Source organism: Exiguobacterium sp. 9-2 (assembly GCF_036287235.1).
Lineage (GTDB): Bacteria > Bacillota > Bacilli > Exiguobacteriales > Exiguobacteriaceae > Exiguobacterium_A.
In genome coordinates this window covers 458,548-481,755 of record NZ_CP142850.1, presented here as the reverse complement: position 1 = coordinate 481,755, position 23,208 = coordinate 458,548, and the positions used below count along the sequence as shown (strand labels likewise).

Below are 23,208 nucleotides of genomic sequence, written 5' to 3'. Positions count from 1 at the left end.
AACAGAATCGTTTTCCATCGGGGAAGGACAAGTTTTCCCCTGTTTTTCAAAAAAGATGATGCGCCCTCACGCATCCGAAAGGACTTTTTATCATGACACGCCGTAAATTCATCGGTCTGCTTTTTTTGTTAGCAGGCATCGCTCTCATCGTTTGGCCCTTCATCAGTGATTATCAGCGCGAACAAGAAGCTGAACATTTAAAGAAACAATGGACCAACAGTCTAAAAATCGTCGATGCAAAAGAAACCAAACAACCTCTTGCAAAATCAGGTGTCGGATTACTCTCGATACCAAGCATTGATTTTGAACAAGTCATCTTAGAGGGGTCGACGACAGCAGTCCTCGATCGAAGTATCGGTCATATTCCGAAAACCGGATCGCCTGGAAAAGGCAATTATGCGCTCGCCGGACACCGAAGCTTCACAGAAGGTCTTCACTTCAATCGTCTACCTGACGTCAAGAAAGGCGATACCGTTATCGTCACGACGAAAACACATCGGTATACGTACCGGATCACGTCAAGTCGTCTCGTCACACCGACGACGTTGTCCGTTCTTGATCAATCCGTCGCCTCTCCGACGATTACGTTGATTACTTGCGATCCACCGGAAACGGCAACGAATCGTCTCATCAAACAAGGTACCTTAATTCGAAGCGAGACGATTGCTTCGTGACAATTGGATCAATACGAATAAAGGAAGGCGGAATCCCGCCTTCCTTTATTTAGTTCATATAGCAGTGGTCTTAAGCCTCGTGTTTGGCTAATTCTTCTAACAGACGCGCTTCATCCCAAATTTCGATGCCGAGCGATTCTGCTTTCGTCAGCTTAGAACCTGCCTTTTCCCCTGCGACGAGCACGTCTGTCTTTTTACTGACGCTTCCCGTCACATCGGCACCAAGTGCTTCAAGACGCTTCCCTGCCTCTGACCGTTTTAGGCTTTCGAGTGTTCCCGTCAAGACGATCGTTTTTCCACCGAGCGGTGCATTCGTCTGATCAACTCGTTCACCAAGGAACTGTTGATTAACACCGAGTTGTTCCAAATCACGAATCAATGCTTGTGCTTCTGGGTGCTCGAAGTACTTTACGATGGAGTCCGCGATTTTCCCACCGATACCATCGATCGCGACGATCTCCTCGTAGCTAGCTGCCGCAATCCCTGCTAACGAATCAAAACGTTCCGCTAAGAGATACGCCGCTTTTTGACCGACGAGTCGAATTCCGAGACCAAACAAGAGACGTTCGACTGAGTTCTGCTTCGAGGCTTCGATCGCCGCAAGTAATTTATCGACGGACGTCTCACCCATTCGGTCGAACGTCAACAACTCGTCGCGATCGAGTCGATATAAATCGGCAATCGTCCGGATTGCTTCATGGTCATACAATTGACGGACGACTTTTTCACCGAGACCATCGATGTTCATCGCTTGACGCGAAACGAAGTGAATGATACCTTCCATCAATTGCGCTGGACATTCCGGACTGACACAGCGGATGTCGACTTCGCCTTCGAGACGGACGAGTTCCGATTGACAGGCCGGACAATGGGTCGGGAAGACGATTGGTGTCTCTTCTCCCGTTCGCTCTGCCGTGACGACTTGTACGACTGCCGGGATGACATCTCCCGCTTTTTTGATGATGACCGAATCTTGAAGGCGAATATCTTTTTCGGCGATGAAATCAGCGTTATGCAGTGTTGCATACGTCACCGTCGATCCTGCAACGACGACCGGTGCAAAACGGGCACGCGGCGTCACTTTCCCGGTCCGACCGACACTGAAATCAACGTCTTCGACTGTCGTCATGACTTCTTCCGCTGCAAACTTATAGGCTGTCGCGAAGCGGGGACTTTTTGCTGTGAAGCCGAGCTCTTCCTGATCATCGTATCGATCGACTTTCAGGACGATTCCGTCGATCTCATATGGCAGGCTCGCACGTGCTTCTGTCCAATGTGCGATGTAGGCAAGAATCTCTTCGACCGTCTCACACGTCTGCATATGTTGATTGGTCGGTAAGCCAAGTGAAGCGAGTTGCGCCATCGCTTCGCTATGTGAACGAGCCGTCAACGTATTGACGCCGACGCCATACACGAACAACGACAGATTACGCGACGCCGTGATCGACGAATCCAACTGACGCAGACTACCTGCTGCCGCGTTACGTGGATTCGCGAATAACGTCTCTTCCCGGCTTGCTCGGTCTTCATTCAATCGTTCGAACGATTGTTTCGGCATATAGGCTTCACCGCGGACTTCGACCGTCTCTTCTGCCTGTAGACGAAGCGGTAAGGCTTTGATTGTCCGTAGATTCTGCGTGATGTTTTCGCCGACTGTTCCATCACCCCGCGTCGCCCCACGAACGAATCGACCGTCTTCGTATTTCAGCGAGATGGCAAGTCCATCGAATTTCAGTTCGGCGACATAAGTTGTCGAACGTCCGAGCGACCGCTCAATCCGAGCGACCCATTCGCGAATTTCTGTCTCATCAAAGACGTTTCCGAGTGACAGCATCGGTAAGTCATGCGTCACTTTCTCGAACGCTTCAAGCGGTGCTGCACCGACGCGCTGCGTTGGCGAGTCTGGCGTGATCAGTTCCGGGTGCGCTGTTTCTAGCTCCGTCAGTTCACGAAGCAATTGATCGTACGTCGCATCTGGTACCGTTGGTTGATCCAGTACATAATATTCGTAGCTATATCGGTTCAATGTTTGACGAATCTCATCTATACGCTGGCTTGCATCCATCTGTGGACCTCCCGTCATACCTTTTTAATCGGTGCGAATTTTGCGAGCAATCGTTTGATTCCGACTGCTGGGAATGCGATATCGATTTCAAGATTATCTCCTTCACCCCGAGTCTGGACGACTGTACCGAGTCCCCATTTCCCATGCTCTGCCTTATCTCCGACCGACCAACCGAGCGTTTCCGCACCTGACGTCTTCATCGCTGTCGGTTTACTGATTGAACGACCGATGACCGCTTTGCCTTGTGGGACAGGGCGATCTTCCCATGGGAGTGGCTTCGCTTTTTTACCGGTCCGCTCGATGACGACTTCCGGCAGCTCCGCTAGGAACCTTGATTCTTGGTTTGCGTTCGTTCGTCCGTACAGGGAGCGCATCCGCGCATGTGACAAGTAAAGACGTTTCTCAGCACGTGTGATCCCGACATACGCGAGGCGACGTTCTTCTTCCATCTCGTCTTCATCTTGAAGCGAACGGCTATGCGGGAACAAACCTTCCTCCATCCCAATCAAGAAAACGACTGGAAACTCGAGTCCTTTTGCCGAGTGGAGTGTCATCAACGTGACTTGTTCTTCCGGATCCGTCTCGTCGAGTGAATCGACATCGGCGACGAGTGTCAAGTCAGTCAAGAAGGCGATGATCGTCCGGTCTTCCGGATCGGCTTTTGCCGTCTCCTTCTCAAAGTTCTGTGCAACGGTGATAAACTCGTTGATGTTCTCAAGACGACTCTGTGCTTCAAGCGTCTTATCTTCCTTCAGCACTTGACGATAGCCCGATTTCTCAAGCACTTCTTCAACCAGTTCTGAAAGACTGATGAATTCTTGCATTTGACTGAGTCCGAGAATCATCGTCCGGAAATCCGTCAATTTCGCTGCCGTTTTTGGTGCGATACTCGACAATTCGATATCGCGAATCGCTTCCATCAGTGACACGCCTTGTAAATCGGCGAAATCACGCAGCTTATCAATTGTCGTCGCGCCGATACCGCGTTTTGGTTCATTGACGATTCGCGCGAAGGACAGGTCTTCGTCCGGATTCGAAATTAAACGGAGATAAGCGAGCACGTCTTTGATTTCTTTACGATCGTAGAACTTCGTGCCGCCAATCATTTTGTACGGAACGTTCGATTTGAGAAGTGTTTCCTCGATCGCACGCGATTGTGCGTTCGTCCGGTATAAAATCGCGATATCACTCAGTTTCATCCCGTAGCGAAGTGAATTCCGAATTTCCTGGACGATATAAAATGCTTCTTCCCGCTCGTTCTCTGCCGTATGAACGATCAGCTTCTCGCCTTCGTCGTTATCCGTCCAAAGTTTCTTATCTTTACGTGTTGAGTTGTTTTGGATGACATGGTTGGCCGCTTCCAAAATTCGTTTCGAGGAACGGTAGTTTTGCTCGAGTAGAATGACGGCTGCATTCGGATAATCCTCTTCGAACGAGAGGATGTTCGCAATGTCAGCACCACGCCAGCGGTAAATCGACTGATCCGAGTCCCCAACGACACAGAGATTCTGATGTCCCGAAGCTAACAGATTGACGAGATCATACTGGGCTTTGTTCGTATCTTGATACTCATCAACATGAATGTAGCGAAACTTCTTCTGATAGTACGCAAGGACATCCGGACTCTTCTTGAATAACTCTGTCGTTTTTCCGATTAGATCATCAAAGTCGAGCGCGTTGTTCCGGCGTAGGACCGCTTCGTATCCTTTATAGATTTCAGCAACGGTCTTCTCATACGGACTCGTCACGATCGAGGCGTAGAATTCAGCACTGCGTAATTCATTTTTCTGTGACGAGATGATCGTCAGCATCGATCGCGGATCCCATTTTTTAGGGTCCAAGTTTTGTTCCTTTAAGACGAGCTTGATCGCCGATTGCTGATCACTTGAATCAAGGATCGTGAAGTTGCGATCGTATCCAAGCTGATCGATGTCGCGACGTAACATCCGGACACACATCGAGTGGAAGGTCGAGACCCAAATATCGTTTGCGACACCACCGACCAAACGACCAATCCGGTCCCGCATTTCCCGCGCTGCCTTGTTCGTGAACGTAATCGCAAGGATGTTCCACGGCGCGACTTGTTTAGCCGCCATCAAATAAGCGACCCGGTGTGTCAGGACGCGTGTCTTCCCGGAACCGGCTCCTGCCATGATCAGCAGTGGACCTTCCGTATGCTTGACTGCTCTTGCTTGCTCAGGGTTTAGTCCACTGACGAGCTGTTCACTCAAATTAAACATATCAATAGCCTCATTTCTTATATTCCGAACTTTTGTTCCTATATTTTATCGTGTCGCTGCGACGGTCGCAAGCGCTGCTTTTAAATCCTCATAAATGACGTTCCCAACGACGATCGTATCCGCATACTGCAACATCTCACGCGCTCGCTCCTCGGAGTCGATGCCGCCGCCGTAAAACAGGCGTGCCTGCTTCAACACATCGCGAACGGCTGCTACTCGTTCCGGTTCCCCGTAAACGCCACTGTATTCGAGATAGACGACCGGTAAGCGGAAGACGCTATCCGCAAGTTGTGCGTAAGCGACGGTTTCATCCAACGTTAACGGCTTTGCTTGTGTCACACGCGCGACCTTCGCATCAGGATTCAGGACGATATACCCTTCCCCGACAAGATCAGCGTGCGCCAGCATATGACCGACTTGTTCTAATGCCTCGACCTGTTTTTCGACGACATATTCTAATGTTCCCGCATTCAGGACCGTCGGCGTCAAATACGTATCGAATCCCATCGTTGCGGCTTCGAGTTCTGAAATCTCAAGTGCCACCGCGACTGGATATCGTCGCAAACGCATTAAGAGATCAAGCGTTGCATCGAGTGTGATGTCATCTGTTCCACCGACAAGAATCGCATCCGTTCCGGACGTCGCAATCGCCTGTAGGCTAGCATCATCAATTGGTTTTGCTGGATCTAGTTTAAAGACATGTCGCCATTCATTAAAAGGTAATAACACGGTTCGTCCCATCCTCTCTTTCTCATTCCACATTCAGTATAAAACAAAAAACCATCTCGCGCAGAGCGAGATGGTCAGACGTGTGTCCGTCGTTTCGTCAACAGTGACGCCAGTAACAACGCAAAGACGGCATATACCGGCACGAACGCCCACGGTTCTGCCAAAAAGAAGCCGAGTACCGGAACGTCCAGTAACGGTGAATCTGGCGAACAGAGCGCTCGCCCATTGACGAGCGCCAAAAACGGTAAGACAGGCACAGCAAAGATATACGCGAAGTTGATCCAAAAGGCACGTTTCATACAAGAGCCTCCTTATCCGATAATGACGGATTCCTTCGGATAGTTATAGTTACGTTTCGGTTGGTTCGCTTTCAACAGAAGAACGAACGAGATGACACCGATTCGACCAATGAACATCAGCACAGACAACGTCCATTTTCCGATATCCGATAATTGATCCGTGATGCCGAGTGATAGACCGGTCGTACCGAACGCTGAACACGCTTCAAAGAACAGCACCAGGAACGGCGCGTCCTCAACGATCAACAAGACGATCAATCCAACCATCGTCACGCCAGTCGAGACGACGATGACGACAAAGGCCTTCCAAATATCCGATTGACCAATCTCACGACCGAAGATTTTGATACCATATTCCCCTCGTATGAAGGCGATGACACTCAAGACAGCGACAGCGAACGTCGTCGTTCGAATCCCCCCACCAACGGAAGACGGTGACGCTCCGATGAACATTAAGAGCGACAAGACGAAAATCGAGGCTTGTGAGAAGGACGTGATATCGACCGTCGTCAATCCACCGTTACGAGTCGTAACGGATTGGAACAAGGCGTCGACGAGCTTCTCATCGATTGGTAAGCCTTTAAAGGATTGGTTCCATTCGAATAGTAGTAGTGCTACCGTTCCAAAGAGAACGAGAATGAAGAACGTCGACGCCGTCAATTTCGTGAACAGTGAAAAATGATACGGTTGACGTGTCGCTTGACGTGTCGCCCGGTAGGAAATATAACGTCGGACTTCAACGAGTACCGGAAAACCGATCGCGCCGAGCGTCAAAAGCAGAATTTGCATGAAGACGACGAACAGATCCCCGCGAAACGGCAGTAATGATTCTCCCGTGATATCAAAACCGGCGTTCGTTGTCGCACTGACCGATCCGAACAACCCTTGAAGCATCGCTTCTCCGAGCGTCGGAAAATACTTTGTGTAGTACAGCCCGAGAATCAAAGCACCAATCAATTCAATCGAGACGATGATCAAGATGACTTCCCGAATGTATTTGACGACACCTTGCATCGTCGTCTGGTTCTGATCTCGGACGACGAGCTGACGCTCCCGGAAGCCAATTCGTTTTCCGAGGATGACCCACATCGCGATATGAAGCGACATCAAGCCGATCCCGCTGACTTGTACTAAAATCATGATCATGAAGTACCCGAACGTCGTAAAGGTATCCGAAACCGAGACCGTTGTCAGACCGGTGACACTAACACAACTGACCGCCATGAAGACAAGGTCCGTGAAGTCCCAGTCGTAATTTCCTTTCGTCGACCACGGTAAGCCGAGCAGAATGATCCCAATGATGACAGCAACGAAGTAGATGATGACGAGCGACTGGATAGGCGTCAGCTTACGAATGAAATGTTGAATTCTTTGTTGTAACGCAAAATCCAATGTAACACGCCCCCCTTCATAGAAGTAGCGGATAACATTAGTTATCCGCTACTTCTTGCTCGATAAGACCTAGGCGGGCAAGCGCCAGATCATAACCGCCCGAACCGTAGTTCAAGCAACGTTTGACACGCGAAATCGTTGCTGTTGAAGCACCGGTCGCCTTTTCGATTTTGTGATACGTATTGCCTTCACGTAATTGACGTGCGACTTCCAGACGTTGGGCGAGCGCCTGGATTTCGTTGACGGTCGCTAAGTCTTCGAACAACGTATAACAATCTTCTAATGAATCCATCTTCATGATGGCTGTAAATAACTGATCTAATTCTTTTCCACGCAATTTATCGAGTTGCATCTTGTGACTCCCTTTCCCATTCAATTGCTCTTTAATAGTTTAAAGCGCGACGTTTTAAAATTCAAGCGTCATCGCAAAATCGCCGGGAAAAGGACTTTTTTCCGAAGGACTTCGTAAATACCTTGTGGTGTGATTCGCACATATGGTAGATGTGTAGACGCTAGGAATAGCAACGTATAGACCGGATCTTCAAAGGCATATCCACGGGCAAATAATGCCTCCCGTAAAGCGGTTTCTTGAACGATCAAATCCTCGAGTGGTAAGTCGGACGTCTGCCCCATTAAGGTCAATGGAACTTCAGCGATGACTTCTCCGTCTTCGACGAGAACGATTCCACCGCCAAATGTTTTCATCCGCTCAAACGCGACTTGCATATCTCGTTTTGATTTACCGATCATCAAAATATCACCACTAATCGAGTACGAACTGACGAGACCTCCGACTTGTGTCGCAAAGTTCTTCAAGACGGTATTCAAACGCCACTTCCCTTCGCGGTCCAGTAGCATTAGGAAGGATTCATCGCAACCTGCTGGTAGCATAGGTACACTCGTGTCATGCTCGACTTGATAGAGCTTCATGATGACGGAATTGACCATTTCAAGACCAACCGGCATGCTGAATGAAAAATCCTGCTCCGTTAAGGAAATCTGGACTTCTGATTGTGGCATAAGGGCATAAGCAGCATCAAGCGCTTCGGCTGGGTAACATGGAATGTCGGCTTGACGGACCCATATGCCGCGTGCAAGTACAGCGACAGGTGTCGGAGCATCTTTTGCCTCAAGGAAATTGAGATGTGCAATCCGTCCTGGCGCGATACTTCCGAGTAGATGATCGAGATTAAAATGACGTGCTGCATTGTATGACGCAATCCGGTATGCTTCTTCGACCGGAATGCCTGCCTCGAGCATCAGTCGGATCGTCTCATCCATCATACCCGCTTTATAAAAGGACGGTGTCGAACCATCTGTTGTCACTAGTACCTTATCGAACTGCGTCAATCCCGCTTCGACAAGCCCCTTAAAGATATCCGGTAGATCCGGACGAATCGATGAATAACGAATCGTCGTCGTATAACCAAGTTCAAGACGTGTCATCGCTTCTTCGACCGTCATTGCCTCGTGATCACTCGTCACACCATACAGCGCCATCTTTGTCAGCGTCTTCGCTGAAGCACCAGGGAAATGACCTTCGATTGGTTTTCCAAGTTTGATCGCATCCTGCATCCAGTGGAGCAGTTCATCGTCCCCTTGCGAGAGACGTGGCCATCCCGTCAACTCACCCGCTTGGATGACTTGTGGATGTTTAAGCCATGCTTGAATCCGGCGATTATCGATCGAGATACTATCGGCATCAAGCTCGGTCTGCGCGTCGAGTCGTGCCCACCAGTACATCGAGGTCGGTAAGTCCGCTAGCGCCTCGACTTGAGCAAACGCTTGCTCCGTCGGCTCTAATAATAACAACATGTTGTCGTTGACGAGGGTCGATGTTCCTCGCTCTGCTGCGAATTTTGCAAGACTCGCTGGATTATAAAGTTGAAACGGATGGGCATGAGGTTCAATGTAACCGGGTACGATATATTGACCTGTCGCATCATGGTAGGCATCGGCTTGTTCCGGCATCTCTGGACCGACATAGACGATCCGGTCGCCACTGATCCAGATGTTCGCCGTCCGCCATGCTTTGACACCATGATTTAGGTACGTAGCATTCTGTATGACAAGTGTCGGTGCAAGCTTTCCGCTGATGACCGCTTGGTGTGTTCGTACTTCAGATTTCGTCCAAGGGGATCTTCCACAATTTTTTTTCACGAAAGCTCGACCTCCTTTATTTTATTGAAAACGCTTTCTTATAGTTCTTATACTAAAATGTTGCTAAGTAAGTTTCAAGAAGTTTTGCCCCGTTCCGGATTCATTTGGTCAAAATAACACAAATTCGCCATGGAAGACAAATCTTTTCGTGCACTTCGCCAAGAAATAAAAAAACCAGACGAGACTCTGTCGAGTGCGTCTGGTTCAACTATCATGATTCATGTGAGGCACGAAAGGCTTTTTGAGCGATATCAGTTCGGTAAAAGAATGGCTGATGCGTCACGTCTGGTAAGTTCGCATAGACCTGTTCGACAGCTTGCTCGATCGTCTCTGCACGACTGACACAGACGAGGACACGTCCACCGGCTGAGACAAGTTGACCGGATTGTTCTGCTGTTCCGGCATGAAAAACGAGAAGGTCATCCCCGATCTGATCGAGTGGAATCATTTGTCCCGTTTTTGGCGCTTCTGGATATCCTTCTGCAGCGACGACGACACCGACAGCTGCTTGGTCCGTCCAAACGACTTCTGGTGTCTGTCCGTCCATCAGTGGTCTGATGACATCAAGTAACGGTGTCTCTAAGCGTGGGAGAATGACTTCCGTCTCCGGATCACCGAACCGAGCATTGAACTCGATGACGAACGGTCCTTGTTTCGTCAACATCAGACCGGCATAGAGGAAGCCAGTGAACGGTATTCCTTCGCTTGCCATCTGATCGACGAGCGGCTGTATGATGCGATCAACAGCTTCTGTCGTCAACGCTGTCTCGTCCCACTGAGGTAACGGTGAATACGCGCCCATTCCTCCTGTGTTCGGACCTAAGTCACCGTCAAATGCCCGTTTATGATCTTGCGACAATACCATCGGAATGACCGTCTCTTCGTGGACGAACGCCATCAACGAACACTCTTCCCCGACCAAACACTCTTCGATGACGACGCGGCTTTGCTGCCCGTATTCCCCGGCAAACGTATCGTGGATCGCTGCAAGTGCCTGGTCCACAGTTTCTGCGACCGTGACCCCTTTTCCGGCAGCGAGGCCGTCGGCTTTGATGACAATCGGTGCACCCGCTTTGCGAACATACGCTTCTGCCTCTGCTGCTGAAGTAAAGACGGCGTGAGCAGCGGTCGGAATACCGGCACGCGCCATCAATTCCTTCGCGAACTGCTTACTTCCCTCGATTGCCGCAGCTTCCCGTGTCGGTCCGAAAACCTGCAGTCCCGCTGCCTGAAAGGCGTTAACGACCCCGAGAACGAGTGGTCCTTCTGGTCCGACGATCGTCCAATCAATCTGTTCGTCTTGTGCGAACGCCACGAGTTCATCGATGGCATTTTCGGCGATCGGAACACATGTAGCTTGTGTCATCCCGGCATTCCCAGGCGCAGCATACACTGTCTCGATCCGTTCATCCTGTGCCAGCTTCCAGACGAGCGCGTGTTCACGCCCTCCTTTACCAATCACCAATACCTTCATTCAAATCGCCTCCGCTTAGTGTTTGAAATGTCGAACGTTCGTAAAGACCATCGTGATGCCGTGTTGGTTACACGCATCGATCGACTCTTGATCGCGAATCGAGCCGCCTGGTTGAATGATTGCTGTAATGCCAGCTGCTGCTGCCGCTTCGACCGTATCGCCCATTGGGAAGAAGGCATCGGAAGCAAGGGACGCGCCAACTGCTTTTTCTCCGGCTTGCGTAATCGCGATGTTCGCTGAACCAACACGGTTCATCTGTCCTGCACCAACGCCGACCGTTACTTCGTCTTTCGCGAGAACGATCGCATTCGACTTGACGTGTTTGACAGCGCGCCATGCGAGTTTCAAGTCTTCCCATTCCGCTGCTGTCGGTTTGCGGTCTGTCACGACACGTGCTGCTGCATCATCTAATGTCTCATCGTCACTGTCTTGGACGAGCATACCGCCGGCAACTGCTGTATAGCGGATCGCTTGGACACGTTTGACGTCAAGTTCAAGTAGACGAATGTTCTTTTTCGCTGACAATAAGGCGAAGGCTTCTTCCGTGAAGGACGGGGCAATGATGATCTCAAGGAAGATACCGCTTAGTTGTTCTGCTGTCTCTAGGTCGACTTCACGGTTCAAGGCGACGATGCCTCCGAAAATTGAAACCGGATCGGCTGCATGCGCGCGACGGAATGCCTCTCCGATCGTTGGACCGACGGCAACACCACACGGGTTCATGTGTTTGACGACGACGGCTGCTGCTTCGCGGAACTCGTCGAGAATTTCGAGTGCAGCGTTCGCATCTTGGATGTTGTTATACGACAACTCTTTACCATGCAACTGTTTCGCTGAAGCGAGGGAAGCCCCACGGTAAATTGGTGTTTTATAAAAGGCTGCTTCTTGGTGTGGATTTTCTCCGTAACGGAGATCCTGGACTTTCTCAAGCGTGATCGTCAACTGGTCCGGGAACTTCTCGCCTGTTTGCGTCAAGAAATAATCCGCGATCAACGCATCGTACGCCGCTGTATGACGGAAGGCTTTCGCTGCAAGACGTTGGCGTGTCTCAAACGTTGTTCCACCTTCACGAACCTCAGCAACGACTGTTTCGTAATCAGCTGGATCGACGACGACCGTCACAGCCGCGTGGTTCTTCGCTGCAGATCGCAACATGCTTGGACCACCGATATCGATGTTCTCAATCGCATCCGCATAAGCAACGTCTTCTTGTAAAACTGTCTGCTTGAACGGATACAAATTGACGAAGACGAAATCAATTGGTTGAATCTGTTGCGCAGCCATCTGTTCGCGATGGGATTCAAGATCACGACGACCAAGTAGTCCACCGTGGACCATCGGATGAAGTGTCTTGACACGTCCATCGAGCATCTCTGGGAATTGTGTGACTTCACTGATACCAATGACCGGAAGCCCAGCTTCCTCTAATGCTTGATGTGTTCCGCCTGTCGAGACAAGCTCGATCCCTGCTTCATGAAACGCTCGTCCTAGTTCGACGATCCCTGTTTTATCCGACACACTAATTAACGCTCTCATACGTTTGCCTCCTCTTTCATCCACTCTTCGATGACTTGCGGATACAGTCTATGTTCGACACGCTGAATCGCTTGTTGCAACGTTTCACGCGTCATCTCTTCTGTAATCCGAACGGCTTCTTGAGCCATGATGGGTCCTGTGTCCATTCCTTCATCGACTATATGAATTGTAACACCTGTGATTTTAACTCCGCCACGAAACGCTTGTCCGATCGCATCTTTTCCCGGGAACGCCGGAAGCAGCGACGGATGAATGTTGACAATTCGCCCTGCGTATCGTCCGAGCAACTCTTCCCCGATCAAACGCATGTACCCGGCAAGGATGATCCGTTCAACACCTTTTGCTTCAAGACGAGCGATGATCTCCCGCTCAAAGCTCGGTTTATCCGGATAGTCCTTTGCTCGAAAGACGAAGACGTCACATCCACGTCGTTTTGCTCGCTCGATGACTGTTGCGTCCGGTTGGTCGCAGACGATTAGTTCGATCGAGGCATGTAACGTCCCTGCCTCGATCGCTTCAAAAAGTGCTTCGACATTACTACCGCTTCCTGATGCAAAACAGGCGATCTTCATGCGTCGACCCCTTGAATCCGGACACCTTCTTGATCGGTCACGTGACCAATCACGTACGCCGTCTCATTTTCACGAGCGAGGCGTGCTGTTACTTCCACGACATCTTCCGGTTTGACGATCAACATGAAACCAATCCCCATGTTGAAGACATTATACATGTCATGTCGTGGCAGATCACCTGCTTGCTCGAGCCAGTCGAAGACCGGTAACGTCGGCCACTTTTTCGGATCAAACGATGCACCAAGACCCTCTGGCAAGACGCGTGGTACGTTTTCGTAGAAACCGCCACCTGTAATATGGACCATCGCTTGAATCTTTTCCGTCTCAAGGGCAGCTTTGACCGCTTCGACGTAGATACGTGTCGGCATGAGAAGCGCATTACCAAGTGTATGACCGAGCATCATGACTTCATCTTCGTAGCTAAGGCCACTCTCGGCGACAATTTTACGGACAAGTGAAAAGCCGTTCGAATGGACACCGGACGAAGCAAGACCGAGAATGACATCGCCTGCTGCGACCTTGTCACCGGTAATCAATTTTTGCTTCTCGACGGCACCGACGGCAAAACCAGCGATGTCGTATTCGCCATCCGCATACATCCCTGGCATTTCTGCCGTCTCACCACCAATCAACGTACAGCCCGCTTGGACACATCCTTCAGCAACACCGGCGACGATCCGTTCGATCTTCGCTGGAATCGCCTGACCGAGCGCGATGTAGTCGAGAAAATAAAGCGGTTCTGCACCTTGGACGATGATATCGTTCACACACATCGCAACACAGTCGATCCCGATCGTATCGTGTTGTTCGAGTGCGAAGGCAAGCTTGAGTTTCGTACCGACCCCGTCTGTCCCACTGACGAGGACCGGTTCTTTCAACTGCAATTGGCTGAGGTCGAACATCGCACCAAAGCTACCGAGTCCCGTTAATACTTCTTTGCGCATCGAACGGGCGACGTGTTTTTTCATTCGAGTGACGGACTCATATCCTGCCGTCAGACTCACACCTGCTGCTTCGTAATGTTTGCTCATGTTCTTCCCCCATCTATCAAAGTTTAGCTTCTAACTCGAGCGAACCGAGCGGTGTCGGATACTCTCCTGTGAAGCAAGCGGTACATTGTCCTTTTAATGGTCCATCGAACGGGCGGTCGATTGCATCGACCATACCCGGTACAGTTAGGAATTCAAGTGAATCAGCACCGATTTCTTGACGGATTTCTTCCGGCATCAACCGGGCAGAGATCAACTCGTCTTTTGACGATGTATCAATCCCGTAATAACATGGATTCGTAATCGGTGGTGCCGTGATACGGACATGAACTTCCGTTGCACCGGCTTCACGTAATAAACCGACGATGCGGCGACTCGTCGTTCCTCGGACGATCGAATCATCGACCATGATGACACGCTTCCCTTGTACGACACCGCGTAACGCAGACAACTTCATTTTGACCCCACGTTCCCGTAACTCCTGTGACGGCTGGATGAACGTCCGTCCGACATAACGATTCTTGATCAATCCCATTTCATACGGAATACCACTCGCTTCCGCGTAACCGATCGCTGCCGAGATACTGGAATCCGGTACCCCTGTAACGACGTCTGCTTCGACCGGTGCTTCTTCATACATCTTTTTCCCGAGTGCTTTCCGGGCCGTATGGACGTTGACGCCATCAATGATTGAATCTGGACGTGAGAAGTAGATGTATTCCATCGAACACATCGCTCGTTCGCGTGGTTGCATGTATTGACGAGACGACATGCCGTGTTCTGTGATCGTCACGAGCTCCCCCGGCTCGATATCACGAATGAACTCTGCACCGACGATATCAAAGGCACATGTCTCTGACGCAAATACGATGCCGCCGTCCGGTGTCTTCCCGAGTGACAGTGGACGCAGTCCGTGTGGATCAACCGCCACGAATAACGTATCTTCCGTTAAAAAGAGGAAGGCAAATGCCCCGACAAGACGCGCGAGACTGTCGGCAATCCGGTCTTCAAGTGTGTCGAGCTTACTGCGTTTGACGAGATGGGCGACGACTTCCGTATCGCTCGTCGTCTGAAAGATTGCACCTTCTGCTTCGAGTAGATGCTTCAGTGAATCCGCGTTGACGAGGTTCCCGTTGTGTGCGAGAGCGAGATCTCCCGTCCGCGACTTGAAATGCAGCGGTTGGGTATTCTCAAGTGTGTTTCCACCTGCTGTCGAATATCGGACATGTCCGATCGCATGATGTCCTTTAAGATTCGTCAGTATCTCTTCCGAAAAGACTTCCGTCACCAGTCCTTGCCCGCGGTGCGGGAAGAGGTCGTCGCCGTCACTCGTGACGATGCCTGCCCCTTCCTGTCCCCGGTGTTGCAAACTATGCAAGCCGTAGTAAGCGAGTTGCGCTGCATTCGGTTGTCCGAAGATCCCGAAGACGCCACACTCCTCATTTAGTCCTTTGATGTCATATAACACGCGATTGCTCCTTCCCAGTCTCCCTGTAAGGTCGAACGGTCTGCTTCGATCCGTGTCTCTGCCGTCTCGATGACAAGAAGCTCATCGTTCGTGACGACACCGATCGCTTGAGCACCGGTCCGTTGTTCGAATGCTGCAACGTGCGTTTGTGGCACAGTGACGACGAAACGTGATTGCGATTCACTGAACAGATGTAACGTTGGTCCATCAAACTGAACCGTCAACCCAAAGTTCGTTCCAAACGTCATCTCAGCGAGGGCGATTGCGAGACCACCTTCTGATACATCATGCATCGCATTGACTTCACCTGCTTGTACTGCTTGTTGTAAAACTTGTAAGCGTGCATGTTCGACTGCTAAATCGATTTGTGGTGCGCGACCGAATGATTTACCGAATTGCATATATTGAAGCTCACTACCACCAAACTCGGCTGTTGTTTCACCTAACAGATAAATCTTGTCACCTGCTTGTTTGACGTGTTGCGTTGTGATCCATTCGGTTTGCTCGTGTAATCCGACCATTCCGACGACCGGTGTCGGGTGAACCGCTTGACCAGCTGACTCATTGTAGAGCGAGACGTTTCCACCGATAACAGGTGTCTCAAGGACACGACATGCTTCTGCCATACCGGCTGTTGCTTGCTGCAACTGCCAGAAGCCTTCTGGTTTATCCGGATTTCCGAAGTTCAGGCAATCCGTGATGGCAAGTGGTGTCGCCCCACTCGCGACGATATTACGAGCTGCTTCTGCAACGGCAATCTGTCCACCGACATATGGATCCAAGTAGACGAAGCGACTGTTGCAGTCGGTCGTCATGGCGAGTGCCTTGTTCGTACCACGGACACGGATAACGGCTGCATCTGATCCCGGTGCGACGACCGTCGATGTCTGGACCATATGATCGTACTGATCGTAGACCCAGCGTTTTGAAGCGATCGTCGGCTGACGGAGTAGTGCTCGCCATGTCTCAACAATGTCCTCGACGACTGGAAGTGTCTCTTCCATCGCTTGAAATTCTTCATAATACGCAGGCACGCGAGATGGTTTTTCATAGACTGGTGCTTCTTCCGCTAACGCGTCAACCGGAACTTCCGCCACGATATCCCCATGATGGATCAACCGTAAGACTTTCTCTTCAATGACTTCTCCGACGTGAACGGCATGGAGCCCCCATTTGCTGACGATTGCTTCAATCTCTGCTTCGCGCCCCCGTTTGACGACGAGTAACATTCGCTCTTGTGATTCTGAGAGCATCATTTCGTAGGCTGTCATCCCTGTCTCCCGTTGCGGGACGTCATCGAGGTGCATCTCGATGCCCATGCCTGCTTTTGAAGCCATCTCTGCTGAAGAAGATGTTAGTCCAGCAGCGCCCATATCCTGCATCCCGACCAGTGCTGGATGACCAACGATCTCAAGACAAGCTTCAATCAATAGCTTCTCCATGAACGGATCGCCGACTTGAACAGCTGGACGTTTTGCTTCCGTATCTTCTCCGAGATCTTCCGAGGCAAATGTCGCACCATGAATACCATCGCGCCCAGTCGCTGCACCGACGTACATGACTGAGTTCCCGACACCTTTTGCCTGACCTTTTTGAATATCGGCATGGTTGATCAAACCGATACACATCGCATTGACGAGTGGATTTCCTTCATACGAACGATCAAATCCGATTTCGCCACCGATCGTTGGAATACCGACACAGTTGCCATACCCCGCGATCCCTGCAACAACTTGTTCGAACAGTTGATTAACACGTGGTGTACCGAGATGACCGAAGCGGAGCGAGTTCATGAGCGCAACTGGGCGCGCACCCATCGAGAAGATGTCACGAATGATACCGCCGACGCCTGTTGCAGCACCTTGATACGGTTCAACAGCGGATGGATGGTTGTGGCTTTCAATCTTAAAGACGACAGCCTGCTCATCACCGATATCAACGACTCCTGCTCCTTCACCCGGTCCCTGTAAGACACGTGGTCCAGTCGTCGGGAATTGACGGAGGACGGGTTTAGATGTCTTGTATGAACAATGCTCAGACCACATGACCGAAAACAATCCTGTTTCCGTATAGTTCGGTTGGCGTCCGAGTAAATCGACGACCATCTGGTATTCCGTATCACTTAATCCCATCGTGGCATAAACGCGTTGCTCTTGAATCAATTCTGGTGTTGGTTCAGACTGTTGTTTTAGCATGGTGTGCCCCCTGTTTGACGAGTGAAGTAAAGAGTTTCAATCCATCTGTTCCGCCAGTCAATAGCTCGACTGCTCGTTCTGGGTGTGGCATCATCCCAAGAACATTGCCAGCTTTATTCGTGATCCCGGCGATATCGCCGCGCGAACCGTTCGGATTATCGACATATGTGAAGGCGATTTGCCCGTTCGTTTGGAGCATCGCGTAAGTCGCATCGTCGCAGTAGTAGTTTCCTTCGCCATGTGCGATTGGAATCGAGATCGTCTCGCCTGGCAGATAATCTGATGTAAACCGTGTCTTCGTGTTTTCAACCTTCAGTTCGACCGTCCGACACATGAACTTCAAACCGTTATTTCGATGCAAGACACCTGGTAAGAGTCCCGCTTCGACAAGAATCTGGAATCCGTTACAGACACCGAGGACGGTTTTTCCTTCTGTTGCAAAACGTTTGACCTCTTCCATAATCGGTGAGAAGCGTGCGATTGCCCCGCAACGAAGGTAATCTCCGTAGGAAAATCCACCTGGTAACAGGACACCATCGTAGCCTTCAAGTGATGTTTCGGTATGGAAGACGTATTCGGCTTCTTCTCCGAGCGCATCCTTAACCGCATGGTACATATCTAAATCACAGTTCGATCCCGGAAAGACGATGACCGCGAACTTCATGCTGGCGTCACCTCTTCGATCGTAATCTGATAATCTTCCATCACCGTGTTAACGAGTAGTTTTTGACACATCTCATGAATCATCGCTTCTGTCGTTTCCGTTTCAACGAGCAGTTCAATCTGTTTTCCGATTCGAACACTCTCGACACCCGTAAAACCAAGCTGTTGCAATCCGCCTTTTACAGCAACTCCTTGTGGATCTAAAATGCTTTCCCGTAATGCGATCGATACGATGACTTTTTTCATTGTGTGTTTCCCCCTAGGCGATTGAATAGTGTTTGGTAAGTCTCTGTCAGTGAACCGATATTGCGTCGGAAGACATCTTTATCGAGATGTTCTCCAGTTTCCTGATCCCACAGGCGGCATGTATCAGGTGAGATTTCATCAGCCAGTAGAATCGTTCCATCTGCCGTCTTGCCGTATTCCAATTTAAAATCAATCAACGTGATTCCGTTTTGACGGAAGTAAGGTTGCAAGACATCATTCACGCGAAGTGCTTTGTCCGACAGCTCTTCTAGCTCCTCAGAAGTCGCAATCTTCAGTAAATTGATGTGCGATGAGGTGACGAGTGGATCGCCTAACGTATCATCTTTATAGTAGAACTCAACGATTGGTGTTTCGAGCACCGTACCTTCTTCGATACCGAGCCGTTTACTCAAGCTTCCTGCGACGACGTTCCGGACGACGACTTCGAGTGGAATGATAGTGACACGACGTACGAGCTGTTCGCGCTCCGAGACACGCTCAATGAAATGTGTCGGAATGCCCGCTTGTTCGAGGATTTCAAAGAAATGACTCGTCAATCGGTTGTTCAATTCGCCTTTTCCAGCAAATACTTCTTTTTTCTCGCCGTTGAATGCCGTGGCCTCGTCTTTATAGACGATCCGGAGCACATCCTGCTCCTGCGTCGTGTACAATCGTTTTGCTTTTCCTTCATAAAGTGGTTGCATCGCTTTCGTCCCCCATGATCCTAAGATGTAGACGGGGCAAATGCCCCGTCTCAGGTTGATTAGTTCAAGCCACACCGTTCAAAAATTTCATCGACACGACTCGTATGGTACGTCGGATCGAAACACGCATCGAGCTCTTCTTCTGTGAACAGCTGTTGAATCTCTTCTTCTTGCCACAATAAGTCACGGAACATGATTTGTTCTTCCCACGCCTGCATCGCACGCGGTTGAACGAAATCATACGCTGCTTCACGCGACCAGCCTTTTTCGATTAAAGCGAGTAAGACATGTCCAGAGAAGATGACCCCAAACGTCCGGTCCATGTTCCGCTTCATGTTGTCCGGGAAGACCGTCAAGTTCTTCACGATGTTTCCGAAACGGTTCAACATGTAGTTGAGCAGTCCTGTTGCGTCCGGAAGAATGATGCGTTCTGCCGAAGAGTGCGAGATATCCCGTTCGTGCCAGAGTGAGACGTTCTCGTACGCCGTCACCATGTGTCCACGGATGACTCGGGCAAGACCTGTCATGTTCTCAGAGCCGATCGGATTCCGCTTGTGCGGCATCGCCGATGATCCTTTTTGACCTTTAGCGAAGAATTCTTCGACTTCACGCGTTTCCGTCTTTTGTAGACCGCGGATCTCCGTTGCCATCTTTTCAATCGATGTCGCGATCAGAGCAAGCGTCGACATATAGTGTGCATGACGATCGCGTTGTAACGTCTGTGTGGAAACTGGAGCTGGTTTCGTTCCTAACTTTTCGCAGACGTATTTTTCAATGAACGGATCGATATTCGCGAATGTTCCGACGGCTCCTGACATCTTGCCGTATTCGACCGTCTCACGTGCTGCTTCGAAGCGGACTTTGTTTCGTTTCATCTCTTCGTACCAAAGCGCTAGTTTCAGACCGAACGTCGTCGGTTCTGCATGTACGCCATGCGTTCGTCCCATCATGACCGTATATTTATGTTCGTTCGCTTTGACCTTTAAGATGTCGATGAATCGATCGAGATCCGCAGCAAGAATGTCGTTTGCTTGCTTCAACAGATATGAGAGTGCTGTATCGACGACGTCCGTTGACGTTAGTCCGTAATGGACCCACTTGCGTTCTTCTCCGAGTGTCTCAGAGACGGCACGCGTGAAGGCGATGACATCATGACGTGTCTCTTGTTCGATTTCAAGGATCCGGTTGACATCAAAAGAGGCATTGTCCCAAAGTAATTGAACGTCCTCTTTCGGTATGACTCCTAGTTCACTCCATGCTTCACACGCAAGAATCTCGACTTTTAACCAAGCCTCGAATTTGTTTTGTTCGGTCCAGATCGCTTTCATCTCAGGACGTGTATACCGTTCGATCATTGAACTGTCTCCTTCCATATCGACAGGCGTTCGACTTCTGCCAAAGCATCGTCGACCGTGTCCGCAAGGATGTTTAAATGTCCCATCTTGCGACCTGTCTTGGCTTCTGCTTTTCCATATAAGTGAACTTTCGTCCGAGCGCTTAGTCTCGGTAGTTCCTCGTATAATGCTGTGACATGCTGACCCAGGATGTTCGCCATGACGACCGGTGTCGTCAGACGGGTATCACCGAGTGGGAGACCACTGATGGCACGGATATGTTGCTCGAATTGGGATGTTTCGCAAGCATCGATTGAATAGTGACCCGAATTGTGTGGTCGGGGTGCTAGTTCATTGACGATCAGTCTAGAACCGACGACGAACAACTCGATGGCGAGTGTACCGATCAACCCGACAGCATCCGCGATCGATTCAGCGAGCGCAATTGCTTCTTGTTCGAGCGATTCGGAAATGCGAGCCGGTACGATCGATAGATGCAAGATATTTTCCCGATGAATGTTCTCACTGACTGGGAAGACGCGTGTTTCTGTTGCGCTTCGCGTCACGATGACGGAAATTTCCTGATCAAACGGTAACCACTGCTCCGCAACATACTCTGTCGGTTCGAATCGTTCGATTGTCGCTTGGAACTGTTCTTCCGTCCGGATGACGGTCTGTCCTTTTCCGTCATAGCCGAATCGTGCTGTCTTCAAGACGAACGGTAACCCGAGTCGCTGTTTTGCTTCCTCTAAGTCAGAAGGATGCGTCACCGGATAGTACGGAGCGACAGAGTGTCCAATGCGTTCAATCATCTCTTTTTCCCGTACCCGATGTTGCGTTTGAAAAAGGAGATTCGTTCCATGAATCAGTTTCGTCCCGATTGCTTCAGCGACTTCCGTTGAGATGTTCTCAAATTCGTAGGTGACGACATCTGATTCAGCTGCGAGCTGTTTGGCTGCCTCGACATCCGTGAAGGGAGCTTGGATATGTTGATCTGCCACTTGCGCACACGGTGCGTTGTCCGTTGGGTCGAGTGTCAAAATCTCAAAGCCCATCTCACGCGCCGACAAAGCCATCATTCGACCAAGTTGACCGCCGCCTAATATCCCGATTCGTTTCATAGCAGGTTCCCTCCAGATGCAATGACGTCTCCTTCTAGTTCGACTCGCATATGATCGAGCTTGCGGGCAAGTCGTTCATCTTGAATCGAGAGAATTTGAGCAGCTAGCAATCCAGCGTTTTTTGCGCCTGCTTCTCCGATGGCAACCGTTGCGACTGGTACTCCACCTGGCATTTGAACGATCGAGAGCAAGGAATCAATTCCTTGGAGCGCTCTACTTTTCACAGGAACACCGATGACGGGTAATGTCGTTTTAGCAGCAACCATGCCCGGTAGATGAGCAGCACCGCCTGCACCGGCAATGATGACCTTCAGTCCTCGTTCACGTGCTGATTCAGCATAACGAAACATTAGATCCGGTGTCCGGTGTGCGGAAACGACTTTCTTTTCATATGGAATCTCAAGTTGCTCCAACACATCACATGTATGTTTCATCGTTTCCCAATCCGATTGACTTCCCATGATGACGCCGACTTCTACATTTCCCATCGCTGTTTCCTCCTTTGTGCATAAAAAAAGCCCAAACCACGGCTAAAAGGGTGGCTTAGGGTATAAAAAGGTACGCCAAAGAAATATCGACGAACATCCATATACCCCATAGTCCAACGATTTAGGGTCGTTGGGTAGAAACTTGCAAGCCATATCCCTGCTATTATACGAGGTGTTTATATTCAATCATCCTGTCACGACTTCATCTTAACAAGTCCATCCCAAGGCGTCAACCAAAGGCGAACAATTTAATTGTCTGAAAATTTATCGTTCGGTTTTAAAAGTAGTTTTTCTGATTTCATCTAGTATCCATTCGGAGTTTATTTCTTGGGAGGCATTAAATGAAATAAAGTATAAAAAAAGCATCGTCCGAATGAATCGGACGATGCTTGAGGTAGTTATTCGCTCTCTTTCACTTTGCAATCGAAGACGATTTGCTGACGAATTGGATACGGTTCGCCATTCGCGTCTAATCCAAAGATCGGCTCTTCTCGTCGGACCGTCGGGCGGTATCCCATGGCATCGATACGATCCAAACAGGCACCAATCGTCTCGTTCTCTTCGACGGCTACACGTAGTTTCGTTTTTTTCGCCATATCCCTGTTCAGTCCCTTCATTAAAATGGATACATGTCTTTCTACAAAAAGACACAAAAAAGCGGCGGCCCTTGAGCGTATGCTCCAGAACCACCGTTTGCCTGGCAACGTCCTATCCTCACAGGGGGAAGCCCCCAACTACTTTCGGCGTTCAAGTGCTTAACTTCCGTGTTCGGCATGGGAACGGGTGTGACCACTTGGCTATCGTCACCAGACGATCGGGCTCGCGCCCTCAAAACTGAAGTCATCAACAATGCATCTGC

At 50.1% G+C, this 23,208-nt stretch carries 21 protein-coding genes, 1 rRNA gene and 1 riboswitch; of the genes, 1 reads left to right on the top strand and 21 read right to left on the bottom strand.

Features of this window, described 5'->3' with window-relative positions; all coding sequences use genetic code 11:
- Window positions 1-92 precede the first annotated feature (92 nt).
- Window positions 93-674 (top strand): class D sortase, encoded by a 582-nt coding sequence (locus VJ374_RS02535; RefSeq protein ID WP_056063411.1) that lies wholly within the window; start codon window positions 93-95, stop codon window positions 672-674.
- A gap of 70 nt (window positions 675-744) precedes the next feature.
- Here the strand turns inward: VJ374_RS02535 and ligA are convergent, their stop codons facing one another.
- The 21 genes from ligA to rrf form a co-directional block, all read right to left on the bottom strand.
- Entirely contained in the window at window positions 745-2,739 is a 1,995-nt protein-coding gene (ligA, locus tag VJ374_RS02530) for an NAD-dependent DNA ligase LigA (protein ID WP_035412310.1), read from the bottom strand.
- A gap of 14 nt (window positions 2,740-2,753) precedes the next feature.
- Entirely contained in the window at window positions 2,754-4,979 is a 2,226-nt protein-coding gene (gene pcrA / locus VJ374_RS02525) for a DNA helicase PcrA (protein WP_035412308.1), read from the bottom strand.
- A gap of 45 nt (window positions 4,980-5,024) precedes the next feature.
- Complete coding sequence (locus VJ374_RS02520; protein WP_023467081.1) at window positions 5,025-5,720, bottom strand: heptaprenylglyceryl phosphate synthase; 696 nt, start codon at window positions 5,718-5,720, stop codon at window positions 5,025-5,027.
- Between the two features lie 62 nt (window positions 5,721-5,782).
- Complete coding sequence (locus VJ374_RS02515) at window positions 5,783-6,007, bottom strand: hypothetical protein (protein ID WP_035398958.1); 225 nt, start codon at window positions 6,005-6,007, stop codon at window positions 5,783-5,785.
- 12 nt (window positions 6,008-6,019) lie between these two features.
- On the bottom strand, window positions 6,020-7,399 hold the full coding sequence (locus tag VJ374_RS02510) for a TrkH family potassium uptake protein (RefSeq protein WP_290788099.1): 1,380 nt from the start codon (window positions 7,397-7,399) through the stop codon (window positions 6,020-6,022).
- A gap of 37 nt (window positions 7,400-7,436) precedes the next feature.
- Window positions 7,437-7,751: a YerC/YecD family TrpR-related protein gene (locus VJ374_RS02505; protein WP_023467078.1), complete on the bottom strand. Its 315-nt coding sequence runs from the start codon at window positions 7,749-7,751 to the stop codon at window positions 7,437-7,439.
- 68 nt (window positions 7,752-7,819) lie between these two features.
- Entirely contained in the window at window positions 7,820-9,559 is a 1,740-nt protein-coding gene (locus VJ374_RS02500) for an adenine deaminase C-terminal domain-containing protein (protein WP_308102341.1), read from the bottom strand.
- A 211-nt stretch (window positions 9,560-9,770) separates the two neighbouring features.
- Window positions 9,771-11,033, bottom strand: a complete 1,263-nt coding sequence (gene purD, locus VJ374_RS02495; RefSeq protein WP_329470046.1) for a phosphoribosylamine--glycine ligase — start codon at window positions 11,031-11,033, stop codon at window positions 9,771-9,773.
- A 15-nt stretch (window positions 11,034-11,048) separates the two neighbouring features.
- Entirely contained in the window at window positions 11,049-12,569 is a 1,521-nt protein-coding gene (purH, locus tag VJ374_RS02490) for a bifunctional phosphoribosylaminoimidazolecarboxamide formyltransferase/IMP cyclohydrolase (RefSeq protein ID WP_329470044.1), read from the bottom strand.
- Entirely contained in the window at window positions 12,566-13,141 is a 576-nt protein-coding gene (gene purN, locus VJ374_RS02485; RefSeq protein WP_035412293.1) for a phosphoribosylglycinamide formyltransferase, read from the bottom strand. Before purN ends, purH begins: the two co-directional genes overlap by 4 nt.
- Window positions 13,138-14,172, bottom strand: a complete 1,035-nt coding sequence (gene purM / locus VJ374_RS02480) for a phosphoribosylformylglycinamidine cyclo-ligase (protein ID WP_329470041.1) — start codon at window positions 14,170-14,172, stop codon at window positions 13,138-13,140. The genes purN and purM overlap by 4 nt, the downstream gene beginning before the upstream one ends.
- Window positions 14,173-14,188: 16 nt before the next feature.
- Entirely contained in the window at window positions 14,189-15,598 is a 1,410-nt protein-coding gene (gene purF / locus VJ374_RS02475) for an amidophosphoribosyltransferase (protein WP_290754221.1), read from the bottom strand.
- Window positions 15,574-17,793, bottom strand: a complete 2,220-nt coding sequence (gene purL, locus VJ374_RS02470; protein ID WP_313491347.1) for a phosphoribosylformylglycinamidine synthase subunit PurL — start codon at window positions 17,791-17,793, stop codon at window positions 15,574-15,576. The genes purF and purL overlap by 25 nt, the downstream gene beginning before the upstream one ends.
- Window positions 17,774-18,457 (bottom strand): phosphoribosylformylglycinamidine synthase subunit PurQ, encoded by a 684-nt coding sequence (gene purQ / locus VJ374_RS02465; RefSeq protein WP_035412283.1) that lies wholly within the window; start codon window positions 18,455-18,457, stop codon window positions 17,774-17,776. The genes purL and purQ overlap by 20 nt, the downstream gene beginning before the upstream one ends.
- On the bottom strand, window positions 18,454-18,702 hold the full coding sequence (gene purS / locus VJ374_RS02460; RefSeq protein WP_023467069.1) for a phosphoribosylformylglycinamidine synthase subunit PurS: 249 nt from the start codon (window positions 18,700-18,702) through the stop codon (window positions 18,454-18,456). The genes purQ and purS overlap by 4 nt, the downstream gene beginning before the upstream one ends.
- Window positions 18,699-19,406: a phosphoribosylaminoimidazolesuccinocarboxamide synthase gene (gene purC, locus VJ374_RS02455; RefSeq protein ID WP_329470033.1), complete on the bottom strand. Its 708-nt coding sequence runs from the start codon at window positions 19,404-19,406 to the stop codon at window positions 18,699-18,701. Before purC ends, purS begins: the two co-directional genes overlap by 4 nt.
- Window positions 19,407-19,465: 59 nt before the next feature.
- Window positions 19,466-20,761, bottom strand: a complete 1,296-nt coding sequence (purB, locus tag VJ374_RS02450) for an adenylosuccinate lyase (protein WP_029340741.1) — start codon at window positions 20,759-20,761, stop codon at window positions 19,466-19,468.
- Window positions 20,758-21,861 (bottom strand): 5-(carboxyamino)imidazole ribonucleotide synthase, encoded by a 1,104-nt coding sequence (gene purK / locus VJ374_RS02445; RefSeq protein WP_329470031.1) that lies wholly within the window; start codon window positions 21,859-21,861, stop codon window positions 20,758-20,760. The genes purB and purK overlap by 4 nt, the downstream gene beginning before the upstream one ends.
- Complete coding sequence (gene purE, locus VJ374_RS02440) at window positions 21,858-22,349, bottom strand: 5-(carboxyamino)imidazole ribonucleotide mutase (RefSeq protein WP_058704939.1); 492 nt, start codon at window positions 22,347-22,349, stop codon at window positions 21,858-21,860. Before purE ends, purK begins: the two co-directional genes overlap by 4 nt.
- Before the next feature lie 89 nt (window positions 22,350-22,438).
- Window positions 22,439-22,540, bottom strand: a riboswitch (purine riboswitch).
- Window positions 22,541-22,747: 207 nt separating this feature from the next.
- Window positions 22,748-22,945: an NETI motif-containing protein gene (locus tag VJ374_RS02435; RefSeq protein ID WP_029340738.1), complete on the bottom strand. Its 198-nt coding sequence runs from the start codon at window positions 22,943-22,945 to the stop codon at window positions 22,748-22,750.
- A gap of 99 nt (window positions 22,946-23,044) precedes the next feature.
- Window positions 23,045-23,160, bottom strand: a 5S ribosomal RNA gene (gene rrf / locus VJ374_RS02430).
- Window positions 23,161-23,208: the final 48 nt, after the last annotated feature.